11 protein-coding genes are annotated in these 12,665 nt (G+C 69.9%); all 11 read right to left on the bottom strand.

Annotated features, from left to right (window positions below; translation table 11 throughout):
• Nucleotides 1-25 precede the first annotated feature (25 nt).
• The 11 genes from AB0L97_RS22970 to AB0L97_RS22920 all read right to left on the bottom strand — a co-directional run bounded on the left by AB0L97_RS22970 (nt 26) and on the right by AB0L97_RS22920 (nt 12,621).
• On the bottom strand, nt 26-1,120 hold the full coding sequence (locus AB0L97_RS22970; RefSeq protein ID WP_355073231.1) for a glycosyltransferase: 1,095 nt from the start codon (nt 1,118-1,120) through the stop codon (nt 26-28).
• A complete protein-coding gene (locus AB0L97_RS22965) occupies nt 1,117-2,484 on the bottom strand; it encodes a glutamate-1-semialdehyde 2,1-aminomutase (RefSeq protein WP_364432802.1) in 1,368 nt (455 codons plus the stop codon). Before AB0L97_RS22965 ends, AB0L97_RS22970 begins: the two co-directional genes overlap by 4 nt.
• Complete coding sequence (locus AB0L97_RS22960; RefSeq protein ID WP_364432799.1) at nt 2,481-2,648, bottom strand: hypothetical protein; 168 nt, start codon at nt 2,646-2,648, stop codon at nt 2,481-2,483. Before AB0L97_RS22960 ends, AB0L97_RS22965 begins: the two co-directional genes overlap by 4 nt.
• Entirely contained in the window at nt 2,645-4,009 is a 1,365-nt protein-coding gene (locus tag AB0L97_RS22955) for a GNAT family protein (RefSeq protein WP_364432796.1), read from the bottom strand. Before AB0L97_RS22955 ends, AB0L97_RS22960 begins: the two co-directional genes overlap by 4 nt.
• Nucleotides 4,006-5,364 carry a glycosyl hydrolase family 28-related protein gene (locus AB0L97_RS22950; RefSeq protein WP_364432793.1) on the bottom strand — a complete coding sequence of 453 codons (1,359 nt, stop codon included), beginning with the start codon at nt 5,362-5,364 and terminating at the stop codon, nt 4,006-4,008. The genes AB0L97_RS22955 and AB0L97_RS22950 overlap by 4 nt, the downstream gene beginning before the upstream one ends.
• The gene (locus AB0L97_RS22945; protein ID WP_356963309.1) at nt 5,361-6,626 is read right to left on the bottom strand and encodes a Wzz/FepE/Etk N-terminal domain-containing protein; all 1,266 of its coding nucleotides are present in this window, start codon (nt 6,624-6,626) and stop codon (nt 5,361-5,363) included. Before AB0L97_RS22945 ends, AB0L97_RS22950 begins: the two co-directional genes overlap by 4 nt.
• Before the next feature lie 11 nt (nt 6,627-6,637).
• Nucleotides 6,638-7,903: a hypothetical protein gene (locus AB0L97_RS22940; RefSeq protein WP_364432790.1), complete on the bottom strand. Its 1,266-nt coding sequence runs from the start codon at nt 7,901-7,903 to the stop codon at nt 6,638-6,640.
• Between the two features lie 83 nt (nt 7,904-7,986).
• Nucleotides 7,987-9,003, bottom strand: a complete 1,017-nt coding sequence (locus AB0L97_RS22935; protein ID WP_364432787.1) for a glycosyltransferase — start codon at nt 9,001-9,003, stop codon at nt 7,987-7,989.
• Nucleotides 9,000-10,271, bottom strand: a complete 1,272-nt coding sequence (locus tag AB0L97_RS22930) for a lipopolysaccharide biosynthesis protein (protein WP_356963501.1) — start codon at nt 10,269-10,271, stop codon at nt 9,000-9,002. Before AB0L97_RS22930 ends, AB0L97_RS22935 begins: the two co-directional genes overlap by 4 nt.
• Before the next feature lie 146 nt (nt 10,272-10,417).
• Nucleotides 10,418-11,548: a glycosyltransferase family 4 protein gene (locus tag AB0L97_RS22925; protein ID WP_364432784.1), complete on the bottom strand. Its 1,131-nt coding sequence runs from the start codon at nt 11,546-11,548 to the stop codon at nt 10,418-10,420.
• Nucleotides 11,545-12,621, bottom strand: a complete 1,077-nt coding sequence (locus tag AB0L97_RS22920; protein WP_364432986.1) for a glycosyltransferase family 4 protein — start codon at nt 12,619-12,621, stop codon at nt 11,545-11,547. The genes AB0L97_RS22925 and AB0L97_RS22920 overlap by 4 nt, the downstream gene beginning before the upstream one ends.
• Nucleotides 12,622-12,665 lie beyond the last annotated feature (44 nt).

Raw genomic sequence — 12,665 nt, 5'->3', positions numbered from 1 at the left:
GTTCGGCACTTCGCTGGGCGGCCGCTTACTGAGCGACGCACGCGGCCATCCGTGCCCGAAACGCGGTTGGTGCGAACGTTTCCGCGTGGGCGCGGACGATGCGCGGGTCGTAGCGGGCGGCGTCGAAGTCGGCCATCGCCGCGGCCAGGCGGGTGACGACGTCGGGATCGGCGCCCGGAGCGATGTGTTCGCCGGTCGTGCCCGGTCGTACCGTGTCGAGCGCGCCGCCCGCGCCGATGGCGATCACCGGGGTACCGCAGGCCATGGCTTCGACCGGGACGATGCCGAAGTCTTCCACGCCGGGCATGAGCAGGGCGCGGCAGCGTTGGTACATGTCCCGCAGGACGTCGGTAGAGGTGGCGCCCAGAAAAGTTGTCTCGGGTCCGGCGAGGGCTTCGAGCTGAGGCCGGAAACGACCGGCGCCCAGCACGACCAGCCGCACGCCGGCGAGTTGCGCGGCTCGTATGGCGAGATCAGCGCGTTTGTAGGGAACGAGGCGACCGGCGCAGAGAAAGAAGTCCTCCCGGGCACGTGTGGGATCGGGGGTGAAACGGTCGACATCGACGGGGGGATTGATCACGGTGGCGGTCAGGCCCCACCAGTCGCGGATCCGGTCGGCGACGGCGGTCGAGTTGGCGATCACCTGGGTCAGGCGCGGCGCGGCTCGCAGTTCGGTGCGGCGGGCCAGTGCGCCCAGGGCGCCGAGGGCGAACTGGCCGGTCCGTCCGCCGGCTTCGCGGATGCGGAACTCTCGATCCCAGGCCCATCGCGCGGGGCTGTGCACATAGGCGATCACGGGCGCGTCGGTGGCCAACGCGGCCTGAGTGGCGAACGAGTGGTGGCTGACGACCACGGCGTCATAGCCCCGCAACGGCATACGACGCAGGGAACGGGGGACGAACGGCAGCAGAGGGGCGTGCCGACCGCGGGTCACTGTGTGGGCGCGAGAGAGCCAGGTGTCGTGGACATGCCGGACGGGCAGGCGGATTCCGTCCGGCGTGACGATCGGGGCGTAGATGTCCGCACCGGGCCAGGTGCGGGCGAATTCGCCCACGACGGCTTCGGATCCGCCGAATTCGGTGAACCGTTCGTGGACGATGGCGATGCGGGGTGTGGTCATCGAGATGTGCTCGTTTCGATCTGCCGCGGCGCGGCGGTGCGGCGAATCGCGGGAGCGACCGATCGTCCGCGCAGCAGTCCATCGACGGTGCCGCGTTCGAGGGCGGTCCGGTACACCTCGGCCGCGGCCGCGCAAGCCGACAGGGTGGCGGCGATCGCGTCGTGGTCGTGTGCCGCCGAGGTGACGAAGGATTGCCCGAGTACTCCGCGTTGCAGCAGTTCTTGCAGGAACAACGTGCGGAACGCCTGGCATGGGTTCCCGTGGGAATCGAGGGTTTCGAAGATCAGGCAGGAGGAGCGACCGCGGACCCGGAGGTGGTCGCCGATCCCGAGTTCGGTTGCCAGCGCGGTGAACCCGGTCGCCAGTGCGGCGCCGGCCGCTTCCATTCGAGCGATCGGATCGCCGGTCCGGTAGGCCGCGGCGACCGCGCGGAAGGCCGCCAGCCCGCTGGTTTCCGGCCCATGCGTGGTGGACAGCAGAAACACGCGGTCGGCGTCGGTGCGCAGACCGCCCCGTTCCAGGTACTCGCGCCGTCCGGCGAGGGCCGATATGGGGAATCCGTTACCCATGGCCTTGCCCCAGCAGGACAGGTCGGGAGTTACGCCGTAGACGGACTGTGCGCCGCCTGCGGCCCAGCGAAATCCGGTGATCATCTCGTCGAACACCAGCAGGGTGCCGTGCCGATCGCACAGGGCGCGCACGGCTTGGAGATAGCCTGGCTCGGGTTCCGCGGTCGCGGTGGCCGCCTCCATGACGACCGCGGCCACGGTGTCGCCCGCCAGGACCGCGGCGAGGGCGTCGACGTCGTTGTAGGGAAACCGGACGGTTTCGGCGCCGACCTGAGCGGGGATGCCCGCCGACATCGGTGTCGTCGCGATGAACCAGTCGTCGACCGAGAAGAACGGCTGCTCGCAGACGGCGAGCCGCTGGCGACCGGACACGGCCCTGGCCAGCCGGACGGCGGCGGTGGTGGCATCGGAGCCGTTCTTGGCGAACTTGACCATGTCCGCACCGGGGACCAGGTCCAGGAAGTCCTCGGCCGCGAGCAGTTCCAGTTCGGTCGGCCTGCTGAAGTTCACTCCGTCGGCGATCGTGGTCGTCACGGCGTCGAGAACCGGTGCACAAGCATGGCCGAGGGTGACCGAACGCAGTCCCATCCCGTATTCGACGTACTGGTTGCCGTCGGCATCCCAGACTCGGCATCCGTTGCCGCGCACCAATATCGGCGCCATCTGCTCGGGGTATTGATCGGCTCCGCGGGCGTAGGTGTGCGCGCCGCCCGGCACCAGCTCGTGCAGCCGACGCTGCAGCGCATTGCTGCGGGCGAACCCGTGGTGCGGTGGGAGGTCGGGGGGCAGAGTCATCTGGTGCTCCGTATGCGGTGCGGGCAGGATACCGGCGGAAGCCGGTACAGCAGAGCGGTGCCGGTGAAGTGCCGGACGGGGATACGCTCCGGCGGCGAGGAGGTCGCGGGACGGCCGGAGGTGTTGTGGTCGTGCGCCGGGGCGCGCCCGGTCGCCGAACTCACGGGACCGGCTCCTCACGGACCGGCGCGTCATCCGGGACAGCCGTGCGGGCCGGATGACTGTACGCCCAGAGGTCGTGATCGCCGCGAGGTCCGAAGACATCGAGGTGCCCGCGCATCCGCCCCTCCTCGGCGAACCCGGCCGCGGCGACCGCAGCCGCTGCGGCGACGTCGGACACGGGGATCGCGATGGCGACGCGGAGAATCTCGAGCCGTTCGGTCGCATGGCGCACCAGTAGGCGGAGCACGCTCGCGCGGGTTTCCGGGCGAGCCGACGCGTCGGTCCAGACGCTGAGCCGGACATTGCGATCGAACATGTCCAGCCCGTGCAGCCGGGCTTCCCCGACGAATCGGCCGTCGTCGAGAATCGTCAGCGTCAGCCCAGGCCCGGAACGCAGGCCTGCCCTGGCTTCGGCGAGTTCGGCCAGCCAGTGGCGCAGGGATTGTCGGCGCAGCCACGCGGCGGGTGACATGTGCGGATCGCGTGCCAGCGTCGCCCGGTTGCGGATACGGGCCGCGCGGCGCTGCCGGAAATCGGAGACACGGCGTGACCGCACCAGCACCCCGCCGCGGTCATCGGAGTCGGTGAGGGCGACGGCGGCGCTGCCCCGCAACCACCTGAACACCCGGCGCAATCGGGAAAGCTGGTACCGCAGACGCGCGGCTGCGATGCTCACGCGGGGCGGCCCGTGCGGGACAGCGGGGGCGGCGGGCAGTTGCGTCGTCGTCGGGTGGAGGCGCTGCCGGGCCAGGTAGACGGCGGTGAACCCGAGGTCGGGCCGATCGGGGCGGGTCACCGCCCACAGCTCGTGGTCGCGGCGTGCGCCACCGGCATCGAAATAGGTGGTCATCCGGGCTTCGTACCGCAGGCCCGCCGTGGCCGCGACCTTGGCCGCGGCGACGTTGCCGGGTGCGATCGGTGCGGTGATTCGCATGAGGCCGAGACTGTCGAAACCGAAGTCCGTCATCATGGTCAAGGCAAGAGCGCCGATACCGCCGCGCGCGACGGCGGAGCTGATCCAGATGCCGAGTTCGGCGCTGCCCGCCGCCGCATCGATGGAGGCCAGTTCGATCTGTCCGGCGAACCGCCCGGCCACCTCGATGACCATGCTCACCCGCCGCCCAGCGCGTGCCTCGGCCCAGTTGTCCAGGCATTCCCGCACCCAATGGCGGGCAGTGTGGCGGTCGGGCCAGTCCTGCTCCGAGCTGACCCAGTAGCGCTCCATGATCGCGCGATCATGGAGCCGGATCCGCCGCCACTCAGCGAAATCGTCGAAGCGCGGCGGCCGCAACCGCACCGGCGATCCGGGTGGACCGGTGATGGTCGGCTGCGCTTCGATACGGCGGTACTGTCGTCGGGTCATCCGCCGGGGCGCTTCCTGCCGAGCGCGACCGTGCCCAGCTTTCCGTCGTCGGAGACCGTGAGCCGCCAGTAGCCGCCGTCGGGCGCCTTGAGCACTGGACCGTTGTCGGCGTGCTCGCAAACCCAGGTTCCGTCGGCGGTCACCGCGGCGCGGACGGCCCCGTCGCTGCTCTGTGCCTGGAACACGTCCGCGCCGTGCGGTCCCGCTTGGGACACCACGGTGCCGGTGAACCGCGGAGTGCGCATGCCCTTGCGGCCGATGACATTCCAGCCGCCCGGAAACGTCTCGACGGGAATGTCGTCGGTGATCCCCGAGATCAATCCGAGCGCAGTGCCTTCCGGACAGCCGACCGGATCCACGCGCACCGGGATGCCCGGCGGCTGCGACTCCGCGTCGAAGATCACGTTCGCCAGATACGGCTGTCGGCAGTAGTTCAGTTCCAGCCCGACCGAACGGGCCGCGACCTTCGCGTTGACCATGCCGAACTGCGCGGGCCCGCCGCGCCCGTTCTCGCCGACCGACACGGCGACGTCGGCTCCTTCGAACCACACGTTGGTCAGCCACCAGTCGTTGGCGGCGCCGTCGACCCGCAGGTGCCGGTGGGTGGTGAGCGGGTGCTGGTCGGAGACGAATTCGACGTTGGTGAGCGCCAGCCCGGCGTTGTGGTCGTTGCCGGTGCCGAGGACGCCGGTGTGATTACTGGTGAACTTCGAGGAGGTGACGTAGTTCTGGATACAGGATGTGGTCAGTCCGATCCCGAAGTTGTTGATGTCGCAGTTGATGAAGGCGGTGCCGCCGGTGTTGTCGCGCAACACGACTCCGCGCTGGGTCAGGTATCGGGGATGGTTGTCGCTGAGGTGGTTGCCGCGCAGTACCACCGCGTCGAACGAGCAGCGAAAGCATTCCGACAGGTCGACCGCCGTCGAGCCGGAACCTGTCGTGTAGATGCCCAGCCTGGCGAAACGCACCCGGCTGCGCTTGCGCAGCCGCACCAGAGTGCCCTCGCCCGCGTAGACGATCGTGGTGACGTCGGCGCCGTCACCGAGAATCGTGGCGTAGTCCGGAAGATCGGGCATCGACTCGACCCGGTAGTGCCCGGCGGGCAGGTAGAGCACCAGCGGCTCGTCCGGGTCCTTGGCCACGGCTGCGGCCAAAGCCTTGGTGTCGTCGGCGATACCGTCTCCGACGGCTCCGAAGTCCCGGACGTTACGTGCCGCGGGCGCATCGGTGGTCGGCGACCGGAACTGCGGGTCGTCCGGCTCGGCTGTGGTGCAGGCGGCGGTGATCGGAAGTACCGCCGCCGCACCCAAAGTCGCGGCGAGCAAGCGGCGTCGCCGGAGAATGTCGTCGCTCATACCCTCAACCATCCCACCAGTCGGTCCGCCGCCGATCCGGGCGCGTGGTAGCCGACCACGCCGGTCGGCCCGGACGTGCCGAACGCGGTCAGGGCGGTACGCAGCCGCGGTTCGGTGAGTCTGCCGAGATCGGCGACGCCGAGAATGGCATCGGACAACGGCGCGACGGCGACCGCGTCGGCGGCACGACTGACCGGTGCGGTCTCGATGATCACGCGGTAATAGCGCTCGCGCAGATCGGCGATGAGATGGGCGAAGTGTTCCGAGGCGATCAGGTCGGACGTATCCGGCTCGATGTGCCCGATCGGCAGCACCGCGACCCCGGTCCCGCCCCAGTCCTCGGTGATCGCCCGGTCCAGCGGTACACCGCCGCGCAGCAGCGTCGTCAGGCCTGGACCGGGCACCGTGCCGGAGCTTCCGTCGCCGGAGGTGTCGGCGTCGACGAGGATCACCGGATGACCGGCATCGGCGAAGGCCAGCGCCAGGGTGTTCGCCACCTTTGATAGTGATCGGTCGGTGAGGCTGGTGCATTCGATGATCTGGGCGCCCCGCAGGTGATTACGCAGTCGCCGGGCCGCCTCGGAGGTGGATTCTCCGTGGTCGAAGGCGGCGACCACCGGGACCGGCGCGACCTCGGCGAGGTTGCTACTGGTGCGAATACGCCGGTCGGTGCGTTCGCGCAGAAATGCGGCCGCGAAGCCGAGCAGCAGTCCACCGAACAAGCCCATGGCGACGAACCGGCTCGTGCCGGGGCCTGCCGGAGCGGCCGGTAGCCGGGCACGGTCGACGACCGAGACGCGGGCGGCGGGAGCAGCGCCTGATTCGATCGATTCGAGACTGTCGACCAGAGCCCGGAACTGAGCGACCGTGGCGTCGGTGAGATCACGGGCCCGCTGCGCGGTGGGCGCGGAGACCGCGATCTCCAGGATCGTGCTCGCGGGCGGCGACGAGGCGGTGATCCGGCCGCGGAACTCGTCCGGCGATTCCGTCAGCCCTTGGTCGTGGACGACCCGCTCAGCTACCGCGGCGCTGGTGGCCAGTTCGAGATAGGACCGCACGCGCTGCTGGGCCGCCAGACCGCCCTGGTAGGAGTCGTTGACCGAGGTGCCGGTGGCCATCGAGACGTACATCGTGCTGCTGGCCACGTACGTCACGGCGCGGGAGGAGGCGTACCAGACGCCGGCCACCGTGACGGTCAGCGCGATGGCGGCGATCAGCATCCACCGCCGCCGGACGATATGCCAGATATCGATCAAACCCATGAACTGCGACCTCATGTCTTGGTAACTGCTGAAGCGTGCGCCGGTGACGGGAGCGGCGTCGGGCGGCGGCGGAATTCCGTGACGATCAGATGGACGAACCAGGCGAGCACGGCCGACTGGGCGAACTTGCCGAGATTCTCGAAACTGCCGAGAATCCCGCGTTCGAACAGGGTGGAGGCGCCGGTGATCGCGAGCCCCAGCACCAGGACCGGGAAGAACCGCGAATACAGTGAGCGCTCCCACGCGAGCAACAGCCCGAAGGTGAACACGACGGCGACGAGCACGCCGACCTCACCGCCGAGCAGATAGCCTTCGTTCACGTTGCCCTCCGCGAGGGACACCGACACGGTGCTCATATCCACCGACGCGCCACGCACGTCGATCGCCCAGGCCGTACCGGATTGGAGCTTCTCGATACCGAGTACCTGCGCCGGGATCAGGCTCAGGCTCGCGTGGTGGAGAACCTCGCCGGGCGACAGCCAGCCCCCTGGACCGACGAAGTACGCGTCGGTGGCGGCTTCGAGCAGGTCGAAGCGCCGCAGGATACTCAGGAACGGCCGGACGTTCTCCGGGTAGCGGGAGTCGACGAGGGCCGCGTCGAGCGCGGCCGTGCCGGAGTTCTTGAACGACTGCAGCCAGCCGAATCCGGCGACGCCGAGCACGCCGATCAGCACCACGCCGATCGTGGTGCGCCGGTTCCAGCCGAGCATCGAAAACCGCACGGCCAGCGCGAGTGCGGCGGCGAGGATCGGTGTCTTGGACTGCACGGCCGACGACCAGTACAGCTCGCCCGCGAACAGCGCGCCGAGCGCCAGCGCCGTGGTCTGCGGCCGTGCAGGCCGGAGGAAGACGATCATTCCGAGCGCCGCGATCCCTGCGAACGTGGCGACGAAGCTGAGCAGGGGGTTGCCGCTGCTGACCTCACCGGCCGCGCCCAGCGATCCGGTGGCCACCGATGCCGCCCGGCCCAACAGTCCGAGCCCGTAGAGCACGATCAGCGTGGGCATCACGTCGGGGTCTTCGACCGCGGCCGGGACGGTGCTCCGGGGGTGCCGCCGCCGCCAGAGCGCGTAACCGATCACCAGTAGCGCGTAACACCACAAGCCGAACACCACGTGGTCGAGCACCAGACCGATCCCGCGGTCGTATCCCAGTCCGGCCAGCCGGGGGTCGGAGATGTTGTCGCCGTAGTGCGGATCGGGCAGCACCGCGAGCAGCACCAGCGGCCGCGCCACGTAGGACAGCGACCAGAACAGGGCCTGCGCGATGAAGAACACGCGGGCGATGCCGGGAACCCACAGCGCGGCCGCCGCAACCGTGACCAGTGCAGCCGCGACGGCGGCTATATCGGTGTAGGCGTTCAGTTCCCGACCTCCGCGGCGAGCCCGATGATCTGCCGGGCGCGATCCACGTAACGATGCCCCTCGGCGGTGATCCGCCGGTGCCCGGCCGCCGCGACCTCGGCCGCGCGCTCCGGGTGGGCGGCCACCCAATCGAGAATCGAGACCAGTTCGTCGGTGCCGTCGAACAGGAAGCACTCGACGGTGTCGCGCAACAGCTCGGCGTGTTCGCCGGTGCGTTCACCGACGAACAATCCACCGGCCGCGGGCACCTCGAAGGTACGGCAGGTGTGGGTGTCGCGGTTGCCGGAGTTGAGCAGCACCAGATTGGCTGTCACCTCGGCGACCGCCGCGGAGTATTCCGGACCGTACACCGCGCCGCCGACGACGGCGCGGGTGGCGCGCAACTCAGGAACCCGGCGCCAGCCGGGGCCGCGGACCAGCAGGCGCGGTCCGTAGCGGCGTGCCAGCGACACCAGTTCGGCGCGTCGGTCGGGTCGGCAGACTCCGATGAAACCGACCAGATGATCACCTGTGCCTCGGCGCGCCGCCGGATGATGCCAGGCCGGGTCGTAGGCGCTGAGCACGAAGCCCGCGGCACGGGCGCCACGCGCCAGTAACTCCGGCACGTTGTGCTGTTTGGTGGTGACGATGAGGTCCCAGCCGGGTTCGGCGGCCAGGTAGGCATCGGTCAGGTTCTCGGGATTGGACACGTCGTCAGGGCTGTAGTGCACATGCAACGCGGCGGGCACGTCGAGCAGTCGCTGCTGGTCCAGATGGATTCCCTTGAACACGAACAGCATCTCGGGCCGGAAGGTGGCAGCGTTTCGTTCGATCTCGGCGTGTACCCGTTCGACTGTGCGCCGGTCGCGTCGGCCGGTCGCCTTCGCGTACACCCACGGCGGCGACAGCCTGGCCGGAAGAGTCACCGGTGTGGAGTCGACCACGAGCACGTCGTGGCCGGCCTGACGGAAGCCGTCGGCCAGCGAACGCGCGTTGCTGCCGAGCCAGTCGTCGCCGACGAACAGAATTCTCATGGTCGGATTTCCTTCCGGGGCACGATCGGCAGCGGCACGGTGTCGGCTTCGGCCCGATCCCGGCGCGTCAGGAAGCGCACCCGCAGCAAATGCCAGGTGGCGACGGTGATTTCGGCCACCAGCAGGCCGTAGACCAGGGTGTGCACCGAGCGGGTCCGCACGGTCAGCACCAGTGCGCCCGCGGCGACGAGAGTCCCCAGCAGCGCGCCGATCAGGACGCCGGTGGTGTCCTGGCGCACCGGCAGGATGGCCGTGGTGATGAAGGAGGTGACCGTCGTGGCGGGCAGAATCAGCACCTCGATCCGCAACAGGCCGGTGGACGCGGCGAACTCGGTACCGAAGACCAGCCGGATGAGCAGTGGCGCGGCCAGCCAGATGCCGACCGAAGCGAGTGCGGCGACGGCGACGGTCACGGCCAGCGCTTGCAGGCTGTGCCGCCAGAACCCGTGGTCGTCGCCGCGCCGGGCCATCCGTGGCAGCAGCGCGAAGCCGATGGCGTCGAGCAGGGATTGGACCGCGCGCACCAGGCGGTCGCCCGCCGAGTACAGCCCCAGCGAGATGGCGTCGAGCACGGTCGAATACAGCGTCGCCGCGCCCTGGCCGTAGCCGGTGACCAGCAACCGGGAGACGAACACCGGAACGCTGCGGCGCAGCACGACGCCGTAGTAGCGAGGACGAGCAGGCGACCCGTACCGGCGCCAGGCGTCCCACCATGTCAACGCCACCGTCGGCACGGAGGACAGCAGTAAGCACAGCAGGGCGATGTGCGAGTTCGGCAGCTGGGGAAGCAAGCCGACCAGCAGCCCGAGATAGCACAGTCGGCCGATGGTCTGATACGCGGTGGAGGTGCCGAATCGTCCCTCACCGATCAGCAGCCAGTCCTCCGACAGGGACCAGAAGCCACCGACGAACAGCCCGAGCAGCACCATCTGCGCTGCTTCCGGCACGCGCACCGCCGAGGCTACGGCGAGCGCGGCACCGAACAGCGTCGCCGTGGTGAGCCGGATGGCCAGATAGTCGCCGCGCAGCTGGTTGATCTCCCGCAAGCGGGTGTCTTTGCGCGCGTTGATTTCCGGCACGCGGGCGGACAGGAACTGCGTGACTCCCAGATCCACGACGAGCGAACCGATGAAGTAGGCCGACATGCCGATGGCGAGCAGGCCGAGGCCGTTGGCGCCGAGCACCCGGGCGATCAACGGCACGGTCACGACCGTGACGATGTACTGACCGTATCTGCCGAAACTCACCAGGGCGATATCGCCGAGCACCTCGAACCGGCTCGGCTTGCTGTGCGCGCCACCACCTCCCGGCCCGCGCGCCCCGTCGGCGCGCCGGTGCACCCCGCGGGGGCGCGGGGGCAGTTCGACGCGGGGGAAGACGTCGGTGGTGAGCGTGGCCAGGTAATCGGGTTCGGTCACGGCGGCGCCACCTCGTCGAGGAAGCGGGTGACCACATGTGCCGTGGCGCGGATGTCGAAGTCGCGCGCGCGGTCGGCGCCCGCGGCGGCGATCCGGGCGCGTGCGGCCGGATCGCCGAGCAGTTCGGTGAGAGCGGCGGTGAGGGCGGCTTCGTCACCGGCAGGAACCAATCGGCCGGTACGCCCGTCGTCGATGATCTCGGCCGGGCCGCCGGGCACCGTCGCGATCACCGCGCAGCCCGCGGCCATACCCTCCACGACCACCTGCCCGAACGGCTCGGGCAGCACCGAGCAGTGCACGAGCACGTCGGCCTCGGCGAGGTACCGGTCGGGGTCGTCGACGTGACCGGTGAAGGTCACGGCCAGACCGAGTTCGTCGGCGAGTCGTTCCAAGTACTGCCGAAACGGCTGTTCATCGAAGAACGTGCCGCCGACGAGGTACACCGCAGCAGGCCGGGTCGGCACCGCCGCCAGGGCTCGCAGGAATACGTCCTGGCCTTTCCAGGGGCTCAACCGTCCCACGACGACTACGACCGCGTCGGCGGCCGCGCGTCCGCGCGGCGACGGCGGCGCTGCAGGCAGGGCGACGCCCGGATAGGCGACGGCCGCCGAGATACGCGCGGGCAGCGTGGCACGGGTGCCGTGACTGTTGGCGAGCAGTCCCCGGCAGACCAGGGCGGCCAGCAGCCGGATCGTGGTGGCCGGGAGCAAGCCGAAGTAGTCCCGGGACACCCGGTCGTGGACCTGCCAGACGAGCGGCACCCGCGCGCGGCGGGCCGCGACCGCCCCCAGCACGAGCGCTTTGCTGCTCTCCGCGACCAATACCCGAGCGCGCAGCTCGCGGACCGCGCCACCGACCGTCCAGCCCAGCCGCAGCAGCGCGAGAAACCCGGTGATCAGCCGCAACGGGCCGGATGCGGTGGTCATCGCCCGGCTGTCGAATCGGCCTGTCACGACACGAGTCTCGATCCCCGCGTCGCGGGCACGAGCCATCACCGGGCCGTCCTCGGTGCACACCAGCGCCACTTCGGTGCCCTGTGCCCGCAGGGTGCGCAGCAGCCGCAGGGTGGCCAATTCGGCTCCGGAGGGCGCGGCGGTATGGCCGAGGAAGACGGCGGGTCCGCTCATACGAGCTCCCGGTACAGCGCCGCGTGCCGCCGGGCGGCGACATGCCAGCTGAAAGTCTCCGCGTGGGCGCGGCATTGCGCCGGTGTGGGCCGACAGCCCGCGATCGCCGCGCTGATCCGAGCCGCGAGCGCGGTGGGGTCGCCGGGCGGCACGATCAGCGACGGATCCAGGCCCTGCACGGCGTCGGGCAAACCACCGCACCGGGTGACCACCGGCGCCCGGCCCGCGGCGAGCGACTCGAGGGCGATCAGGCCGAATCCCTCCAGGGCTACGGTCGGCACCACCGTGAGTGCGGCGGAGGTGTAGCGGGCGGCCAGTTCATGGTCGGGAATCCGGCCGGTGAACTCGACGCTGCCGTCGAGCCCACCCTCGGTGGCTCCGCGCCGGAGATCCGCCTCGGCGCTGCCGGTTCCGACGATGACCAGACGAGCCTCCGGGTGTTCGGCGAGCACCCTGGGCCAGGCGCGCAGCAACACATCGATCCCCATCCGGCGCTCCAGCCGCCGCACACAGAGCACGACCGGCGCAGACGCGGGGACCGGGGCGGGGCGGAACCGGGTGAGATCGACCCCGGGCGCGATCACCTCGATGCGATCGGGCGCGATGCGGTAATCGTCACACAGCACGTTGCGGAAGTGTTCCGAGAGCACAACGAAACGATCCGCGCAAACGTATCGCATACGTTCGATGAAGTATTTGGCGAAGGCCGCGACGGGATGTTGTCCGTGCATTCGACTTTCCGCCGCCCACGGGCCGTGAAAATGCACGACGAGTGGTAGCCGGCGACCACGCCGGTCCCTGGCGGCCGGGCCGTAGAGGCAGAAGTGGCGATCCACGATCGTGCCGGGGTCCAATGCGTCGCGAGCGCAGAACGCGGTGCGGGCGCGGCGCAGGGTCGACCCGCCGACCGGCCCCCAGGATCGGGCCCCGGCATGCGTCCGGTCAGGCAGGCCGAATGCGGCGGCCGACATCGAAATCCCTGGTACCTCCGATAAAGCGCCGTGCAAGTCCGTGAAATATCGGCCCAGGCCGCCGGGCGCGGCGCCGAACCATTCCGATCCGGTCATGTGCACCTTCACCGCGCCGGACGCACTCGTCATGACCCGATCCCTTCGTC

This window comes from Nocardia sp. NPDC051911 (genome assembly GCF_040681035.1).
GTDB lineage: Bacteria > Actinomycetota > Actinomycetes > Mycobacteriales > Mycobacteriaceae > Nocardia > Nocardia sichangensis.
Note: the sequence above shows the minus strand (reverse complement) of the source record. Positions and strands in the feature narration are given on the sequence as shown.

Coding starts and splice junctions, on each gene's coding strand:
- AB0L97_RS22970 (WP_355073231.1), bottom strand. CDS start 1,120: ATGACCACACCCCGCATCGCCATCGTCCACGAACGGTTCACCGAATTC.
- AB0L97_RS22965 (WP_364432802.1), bottom strand. CDS start 2,484: ATGACTCTGCCCCCCGACCTCCCACCGCACCACGGGTTCGCCCGCAGC.
- AB0L97_RS22955 (WP_364432796.1), bottom strand. CDS start 4,009: ATGACCCGACGACAGTACCGCCGTATCGAAGCGCAGCCGACCATCACC.
- AB0L97_RS22950 (WP_364432793.1), bottom strand. CDS start 5,364: ATGAGCGACGACATTCTCCGGCGACGCCGCTTGCTCGCCGCGACTTTG.
- AB0L97_RS22945 (WP_356963309.1), bottom strand. CDS start 6,626: ATGGGTTTGATCGATATCTGGCATATCGTCCGGCGGCGGTGGATGCTG.
- AB0L97_RS22935 (WP_364432787.1), bottom strand. CDS start 9,003: ATGAGAATTCTGTTCGTCGGCGACGACTGGCTCGGCAGCAACGCGCGT.
- AB0L97_RS22925 (WP_364432784.1), bottom strand. CDS start 11,548: ATGAGCGGACCCGCCGTCTTCCTCGGCCATACCGCCGCGCCCTCCGGA.